Below are 8,187 nucleotides of genomic sequence, written 5' to 3' on the forward strand. Positions count from 1 at the left end.
CAGTAGGTCCCCCTTCCCCGTAACGGTTCGTATGGAAACCTCGGTTTTCAGTTACAAACCCCGACTGCAAAAGGTTTTACGTTTGTCCTGATAGTATTATTTCATGATTAGCATTTTTCGGGTGGCGTTAAAATCGCCTGCCGTGAGTGTGTAGAAATAGACACCGCTGGCGACGGGTTCACCCAAGGCGTTTTTACCATCCCAATAGGCGGCACGGTTGCGGGTTTGGTAGATGCCAGCAGCTTGATACCCTAACGCCAACCTTCGCACCAGAACTCCGTTCACAGCATGAATAGTCAAGGTGACATCGGCAGGTTCGACGAGTTGATATGGTATCCACGTCTCTGGATTGAACGGGTTCGGATAGTTAGGTAGCAACGCGGTTTCTTCAGGTGCCAGTACTGTTAGCAGTTTCTGAAGGTTCGCGATCCCTTTTTGGAATGCGTAGGAGCCGTCGTTTTCAGCCTGTGCTTGGGCGATCCATACCTGTAGGACAGTTGGCGAAATTCGGTTTTGGGTTAGGATTTGGCTTAGCAGTGGTGGCGCAGCGGAACCGCTGAGTTCTCCAAGGTGTGAGGCGACAAGGACAAGGTCTTGTATATCGCGTGTTCCGTCGCCGTTTACATCTGTTCGGAGATTAGTTCCACTGGTTTTTCCGATGTCTTGCGCGACGAGGATAAGGTCTAAAACATTGACTTCGCCATCTCTATTGACATCCCATTTCGGGACAGTGATGACGAATTTTTTGTTGATGGGGTTAACGGTATAGTTGGTATCCTTTGCGAACCCAAAGAACCCGCTGAATGCGCCGTGTCCATGGTTATCAACGGCAACGAGGAGGACGTTTACTCCAATTTTGAGTGTTAGGGGGAAAGCGTCTTGAAAATCGCCTGCGCCGCGTGTTATGGGGTTGTAGTGGACCATCTCGCCGTTGAGCCAGACTTTCACAGCATCGTTGCTGCCGACGAGCATGGTTGTTTCCTGTCTTTGGGGTGAATTGAGGGTAACCGATCCGTAGACAACGTGGTCGTATATCTCCCTGCCGAAGCCCCATCCGAGAGCATCCGTCATTTCGTTGATGTTATCACCGCCAGTAGGTGCAAGTGTATGTGCCTCCCATTTACTATCGCCGACGGCTTTCCCTTCGGTTGCCCCGAAGGTGGAAATTTTGATTTCAGTTGCTGCACCGCCGGTTGCTTTCGCGATGAGGTCGGTATCCTTGTGAAGTAGAGTGCCGGGGACGATCACCCAGAGCCAGGGACCTTCGATTTTGGAGCCTGCTTCCGGGAATATGGTATTCACAAAATTAGAGTGCGTAATGGCTGTGCGGCCTGCGAACCTGTCGAAGACGGTTCCGTCCAGTATAGCATTGCCGGTAAGACCAAGCCAGTTGAGGTTGTCCAAATTCGTGAGAGGTGATGGGTCTGTTATGAAATTATCGCTGAGGTCTATCCATGTGAGTCCTTGGTTCTCAGCGAGGGGTGAGACATCCGAGATATCGTTTTCTGACAGGTCTACCCAAGTCAAGTTCGTTAAGTTTTTGAGTGGCGATATATCGGAGATTTGATTCGCCTGGAAACTGAGGAATTTGAGGTTGGTTAACCCGGCTATCGGTGAAAGGTCTGTTATCTGGCTAGCAGCAAGATAGAGTCCTGTTAAACCTTTTGCTTTTGCTAAGGGCGAGAGGTCTGATATTCCTGCGTTGCATACATTTATATCTTGCAATTTGGGAAGTTCTGCAATTCCCTCAAGGTTCACGACTGGTGTGTCCCATCCAGAAAAGGCTCGGAGGTTAATCAATCCTGAGAGGGGGGCGAGGTCGGCGACTGGATTCTCGGACATCCCTATTTCTTCCAGTCTTATGAGTCCAGCAAGGGGTGATAAATCGGATATGAAATTGGCACTAATCCATATTTCTCTTAGGTTGATAAGGGATGCAAGAGGCGATAGGTCGAATATCACATTGCCGTTTAGGTCAAGCTGTTGTAGGCGCGCGAGGCTTGCAAGGGGTGTTAGGTCGGATATCAAGTTGTTCCGTAGTCCTAAAGATAGGAGGTTTGTTGCGGTTTCGAGTCCAGTCAGATCGGTGATACCTCTGTTCTCGGCGTGCAGTTCGGTCAGTGTCTGCATCTCTTCGCGGGTGATGTGTGCATTTTCGGGTTTACCGAGTGTTTCGTTAATAGCGGCGCGTAGGTTTTCATCCGGAATGGTGACGGTTTGTGCGGATGTGCTTAGCGGTCCCAAGAAGAGTGTGGTGGAAAGCGCGATTATATTTAAGACGAAAATGTGTTGTTTATTGGCAATTTGCATTGTGCTGTGTCTCCATATTATGCGGGTTTTTCGTCATAAACTTCGTATCAAGTGTGAAGTCTCTGTTTTTTGAATTTTAACAAATCTAACGAAAATTCTCAACTAAAAAAACAGGATTATTTATCGTTGATTTTTGCGAAAAATTCGGCGTGTTCTCTGTCTCTCTTGCACAACCTAACAGGTTATGCTACAAAGGGGTAACTTAGATTAGTTGAAAGTGGTGCCTAAATATTCTTGTAGGGGTTGGGTCTCCCAACCCCTAAGGTGAACGGATAGCAGATCTGCCAGAGAGCGAGGGGAACCTTGAAGAAATCCGCAGAAACACCCTATCAAAGACCCCCAGCAAAAACCGCCTACGGTGGTGGCATATCCTAACGTTTGGAATAATAAACCACCTTCAACTAAATAGCAGTGAGTTTCACAGGCTTTAAATGGACATAATGGTTTTATGTACGGTATACTATAATGCACGATGTCCGTATCGTTTGCGGACTTTTAAAGGAGGAAAAAATATACCGTATGGCAGGTACTGAACGGATAATATATCTTAAAAATGAACTGAAGGAACGGATCCTGATTCTCGATGGGGCAATGGGATCGCTGTTGCAGACCTATCGCCTTACAGAGGCAGATTTTCGAGGCGAACAATTTGCCGATCACCCGTGCGAACTCAAAGGCTATAACGATCTGCTTTCCATAACACAACCGCACATTGTCCGAGAAATACACGCAAACTATTGTAGCGCGGGTGCGGACATCATCGAAACAAACACTTTTACCAGCACATCTGTGTCAATGGCGGACTATCAACTTCAAGATGTCGCATATCAGGTAAACTATGCGGCTGCGTCTATCGCTCGCGAGGTCGCGGATAAATGGACATCGCCAGACAAACCGCGCTTCGTCGCCGGGAGCATGGGACCTACTAACCGGAGCTGCTGCATTTCGCCAAATGTGAATGACCCAGGATACCGGAACATCACTTTTTCACAACTCGTTTCCGCCTACACGACGCAAGCGGAGGGCTTAATTGATGGCGGCGCAGACTTTCTCCTCGTCGAGACCGTCATGGATACGCTCAACTGCAAAGCCGCGCTCTTCGCCATACAAACCCTCGCTGAAGCACGAGGCATTGACATCCCTCTTATCGTTTCCTCCGACAGAAGTGGTGGCGGCGGTCGCAACCTCTCCGGACAGACAGTTGAAGCCTTCTGGAACTCTGTTCGGCATGTAAACCTGCTCGCCGTCGGGTTGAACTGCGGCTTTGGTGCACAACAGATCCGTCCGTATCTCGCTGAAATGGCGAAATTGGCTGATATACCCGTTATCTGCTATCCGAACGCTGGATTGCCAAATGAACTCGGTCAATATACACAGACCCCAGCGGAAATGGGAGAGTGGATGCACGATTTCGCGCAGAACGGGTTTGTCAATATCGTCGGTGGATGTTGTGGGAGTCAACCTGAACATATAGAAACCATCGCTAAAGTCGCCGCTGAATACGCACCGCGAGAGCCTGTACCACAAGAACGCGCCTGCCGTCTCAGCGGTTTAGAGGCATTCAACATCACACCCGATTCTCTCTTTGTTAACGTTGGTGAACGGACAAACGTAACAGGATCCCGCCGATTTGCAACCCTCATCAAAAATGAGGACTATGAGACGGCATTAGAGGTTGCCAGAGATCAAGTCGAAAACGGCGCACAACTTATCGACATCAATATGGACGCGGGCATGTTAGATGCCAAAACCGCAATCGTTAAGTTTCTTAACCTCATTGCAGCGGAACCTGATATTAGTCGAGTGCCTATTATGCTGGACTCCAGTCGATGGGAGGTCATAGAGGCAGGTTTGGCGTGCGTTCAGGGAAAAGGGATTGTCAATTCAATCAGTTTGAAAGAGGGAGAGGAAGATTTCTTAGCAAAAGCACGACAAATCCGCAGGTACGGTGCCGCTGTTATCGTCATGGCGTTTGACGAAGAAGGGCAGGCGGATACCTACGAACGGAAAGTGGAAATCTGTCGTAGGGCATATCAACTCCTGACAGAACAGGTTGGGTTTCCACCGGAAGACATTATTTTCGATCCGAATATCTTTGCTGTCGCAACCGGTATCGAAGAACACAACGAATACGCGAAGGCGTTTATTGAAGCCTGTGAGCAGATTAAAGCCACGTGTCCACACGCTTTGGTAAGCGGAGGTGTCAGCAACATCTCCTTCGCCTTCCGTGGCAACGATACAGTGCGCGAGGCGATGCACGCCGCTTTTCTCTATCATGCCATCAATACTGGTATGGACATGGGCATCGTTAATGCTGGGCAACTCGCGGTTTATGACGATCTACCGAAACCGCTCTTAGAAGCCGTGGAGGATGTCCTGTTCAATCGCCGAGAAGATGCGACCGATCGACTCGTTAACCTCGCGGATACACTGAAAGGCCCGGGTAAAAAGAAACGTGTAAATAGGGAATGGCGGAAACTACCGGTGGAAAAACGACTCAGTCACGCCCTCGTCGAAGGAATTATCGAATACATCGAAGATGATACAGAAGAGGCACGTCTTAAACACGAACGTCCGATACAGGTAATTGAGGGACCTTTGATGGACGGAATGAACCGTGTTGGTGAACTCTTCGGAGATGGTAAGATGTTCCTACCACAGGTCGTCAAAAGCGCACGGGTCATGAAAAAGGCGGTTGCCCACCTCATTCCATATATTGAGCAGGCACAGGCAGAAGGTGGTATCCAATCCAGAGGCAAAATTGTGATGGCGACGGTGAAGGGCGATGTTCACGACATCGGCAAGAATATTGTTGGGGTCGTGCTTGGGTGCAACAATTATGAGGTCATTGATCTCGGTGTGATGGTACCTGCGGAAGAAATTCTGGAAACAGCACGGAAAGAGAACGCTGATATTATTGGATTGAGCGGACTTATCACACCGTCGTTAGATGAGATGGTGCACGTCGCTGGAGAGATGGAGCGTGAAGGTTTCCATATCCCACTCCTTATCGGCGGTGCGACGACTTCAAAGGTACACACCGCCGTTCAAATTGAACCGACTTATAGCGGTTCAACAATTTACGTCAGGGATGCCTCTCGAAGTGTTGGCGTTGTTAGCAATCTGATGAGTGGTGAGAGACAACAGACCTTTACCGAGCAGACACGTGAAGAATACGCTGAGATTCGGGAACGCCGAGCCAAAAACCGGCAACAGGCGAACCTGCTACCCTTTGAGGTTGCCCAACAGCGGAAATTCACACCGGATTGGCGGAATTATCAACCGCCTCCGCCGCGCCTGATAGGCACGGAGGTTTTTGAAGATTACTCTTTAGCGGAACTCGTTGATTACATCGACTGGAGCCCTTTTTTTACGACGTGGGGACTCCGCGGCAAGTATCCGAATATACTGGAGCATCCAGAAGTCGGTGAGGAAGCACGGAAACTCCTTAAGGATGCTGAAACGCTTCTCCAAACTATCGTTGAAGAGAAAAGGTTTCAGGCACACGCTGTCGTTGGGCTTTTTCCTGCTAATGGTGTCGGTGAAGATACCGAAATTTACGCGGATGAAGCGCGAGCAGAAGTGATCGCTACCCTGTACCATCTGCGTCAACAGACGGAACAACCCTTCACGAGACCGAACCTCAGCCTCGGTGATTTTATCGCCCCAAAAACAACAGAGGTCCCGGATTATATCGGGGCATTTGCTGTGACGACAGGTATCGGTGTTTCCGAACTCTGTGCTGAGTTTGAACAGAAGCAGGACGATTACAACAGTATTATGGCAAAGGCGTTAGCAGACCGATTAGCGGAGGCTTTCGCGGAGCGGATGCATCAGTACGTCCGCACAATGCTTTGGGGTTATGCCGTTGATGAGACATTGGATAATGAGGCACTGATTGCCGAGAAATACCGCGGGATTCGTCCAGCACCCGGATATCCTGCATGCCCTGACCACACCCAAAAACGGACCTTGTTTGACTTATTGAAGGTCACAGAAAACACGAGCATCTCTCTCACTGAGAGTTTGGCAATGTCCCCGGCGGCATCTGTGAGCGGCTGGTACTACTCACATCCAGAGGCGCGGTATTTCAGTATTGCCAGAATCGGAGAGGATCAGGTGTCGGATTATGCAGAACGCACCGGTATGGAATTAGAAACAGCAAAGCGTTGGCTGAAACCGTTGCTGACGTAAAACTGTCTTTCATAACTAAAGTAATAGGGCGGTGAAGTTCAACCCGCCACCCTATTTTTTTGTTAATTTCTGCGTTAATCCAACGATTTCACGCCTGAATAAACGCAGTATCATGAGCGATCACGCCTGGGGTTGATACAAACCGACGCTGTTACCACCTGGGTCGAGGAACATCGCGAAGGATCCTATACCTCCCGGAATAACCTGAGGTGGTACACAGGTCTTGCCACCAAGACTTTCTACCTTCTCAAGCGATGCCTGAAGGTCATCAACCTGAATATAGATCGTGATATAGTTGGAGACAGGCATGTCGTCGGTTGTTGGAAGTATGTGTCCACACACCTCGTTCTCCGCTGCCGGATCCAATCCGTAAATGCCACTTGGATCTTGGTTGGAACTCCAACCAAATAGCGAACTATAGAATTCGCTTAGTGATTTAGCATCCTTACCCGCTATCTCAAAATGTACAACTGGATTTCCCATTGGAATTTTCCTTTCTTTATATTATGTATTTTATATTAAGTAATTATACATTAATATATTCCAAAAAGCAAATTTATTTTTCCATTCGGAACCGCTTTATATCAACGCCAGTTTGAAAAAAATATTAAAAACTGAAGCGGACGTAAATTGGGCAAAAAGCAATATATTCCTTCAAAAAGAGGCGATTTTTAGGAATACAACCCCCTAAATCCCCCTTATCAGGGGGACTTTAAGAGGAAAGGCATCTGTCCGAAGTATTTATCAAACTCGCGTTTATATCAAGTTTATTAATCTGCTTCCGCGTTAATCTTCCAATTCCTGATTCGGGTGAACGCCGTGTGGTTCGTGATCGGTACTTTGTTTTGGCGCGTATAAACCGATGCAGTTGCCACTTGGATCGAGGAACAGTGCGAAAGAACCCATACCGCTCGGAATCGCGCGAGGCGGGACAAGCATCTGCCCACCAAGACTTTCTGCCTTTTCAAGTGACGCATGAAGATCGTCTACCTCAACATAAATCGTGACACCGTTCGTGGAGCACATATCGTCGGTTGTCGTAAAGATGTGTCCATCTACCCCGTTCTCGGACTCTGGATCCACGCTATAGATGCCGTGGGTGTTATAGTTAATATTCCAACCAAATATGGAACTATAAAAATCGCTTAACCTTTCACCATCTTTGCCCGATATTTCAAAATGAACAATAGGATTTCCCATTAAATCTACTCCTTAGTAAGGTACACAACAATTACGACCTTCCTTGCAACAAACCGACGCGGTTGCCACTCGGATCACGAAACACAGCGAAATGACTTGCATTCCCCGGAATTTCTTGAGGCGGTATCAGGATTTCACCACCAAGACTTTCTGCCTTTTCAAGAGATGCCTGGATATCCTCAACCTCAACATATATGATAACGTTATTTGTAGAATCCGTTTCCTCAGTTGTTTGAAACAGATGTCCCTCTATCCCTTTTTCTGACCCCGGGTCCGCAATGTATAATTGATCTGCTAAGGGGGTAATATTCCATTCAAATACGGTGCCGTAAAAATCAATTAACTTTCCGACATCTTTCCCACCAATTTCAAAATGTACGACTGGATTTCCCATTCGGATTTACTCCTTGTCCTTTACTAAATATTATACTGACATTTATCAAAGTTATTGTCACATTACTAAAGGCGTTGCCTAAGAGCGTG

The 8,187-nt window shown here is 47.9% G+C and carries 5 protein-coding genes; 1 reads left to right on the forward strand and 4 read right to left on the reverse strand.

Annotated features, from left to right (window positions below; all coding sequences use genetic code 11):
- Positions 1–96 precede the first annotated feature (96 nt).
- The gene (locus OXH39_17010) at positions 97–2,310 is read right to left on the reverse strand and encodes a dockerin type I domain-containing protein (protein MCY3552165.1); all 2,214 of its coding nucleotides are present in this window, start codon (positions 2,308–2,310) and stop codon (positions 97–99) included.
- A gap of 519 nt (positions 2,311–2,829) precedes the next feature.
- Between OXH39_17010 and metH the strand changes: the two genes are divergently transcribed.
- Positions 2,830–6,504, forward strand: coding sequence for a methionine synthase (gene metH / locus OXH39_17015; protein ID MCY3552166.1), 3,675 nt, complete (start codon positions 2,830–2,832; stop codon positions 6,502–6,504).
- A gap of 120 nt (positions 6,505–6,624) precedes the next feature.
- Here metH and OXH39_17020 read toward each other — a convergent pair whose 3' ends face one another.
- The 3 genes from OXH39_17020 to OXH39_17030 form a co-directional block, all read right to left on the reverse strand.
- Positions 6,625–6,987, reverse strand: coding sequence for a VOC family protein (locus tag OXH39_17020; GenBank protein ID MCY3552167.1), 363 nt, complete (start codon positions 6,985–6,987; stop codon positions 6,625–6,627).
- 303 nt (positions 6,988–7,290) lie between these two features.
- The gene (locus OXH39_17025; GenBank protein MCY3552168.1) at positions 7,291–7,704 is read right to left on the reverse strand and encodes a VOC family protein; all 414 of its coding nucleotides are present in this window, start codon (positions 7,702–7,704) and stop codon (positions 7,291–7,293) included.
- A 31-nt stretch (positions 7,705–7,735) separates the two neighbouring features.
- On the reverse strand, positions 7,736–8,098 hold the full coding sequence (locus OXH39_17030) for a VOC family protein (protein ID MCY3552169.1): 363 nt from the start codon (positions 8,096–8,098) through the stop codon (positions 7,736–7,738).
- Positions 8,099–8,187 lie beyond the last annotated feature (89 nt).

Source organism: Candidatus Poribacteria bacterium, from assembly GCA_026702755.1.
Taxonomy (GTDB): domain Bacteria; phylum Poribacteria; class WGA-4E; order WGA-4E; family WGA-3G; genus WGA-3G.

Coding starts and splice junctions, on each gene's coding strand:
- OXH39_17010 (MCY3552165.1), bottom strand. CDS start 2,310: ATGCAAATTGCCAATAAACAACACATTTTCGTCTTAAATATAATCGCG.
- metH (MCY3552166.1), top strand. CDS start 2,830: ATGGCAGGTACTGAACGGATAATATATCTTAAAAATGAACTGAAGGAA.
- OXH39_17020 (MCY3552167.1), bottom strand. CDS start 6,987: ATGGGAAATCCAGTTGTACATTTTGAGATAGCGGGTAAGGATGCTAAA.
- OXH39_17025 (MCY3552168.1), bottom strand. CDS start 7,704: ATGGGAAATCCTATTGTTCATTTTGAAATATCGGGCAAAGATGGTGAA.
- OXH39_17030 (MCY3552169.1), bottom strand. CDS start 8,098: ATGGGAAATCCAGTCGTACATTTTGAAATTGGTGGGAAAGATGTCGGA.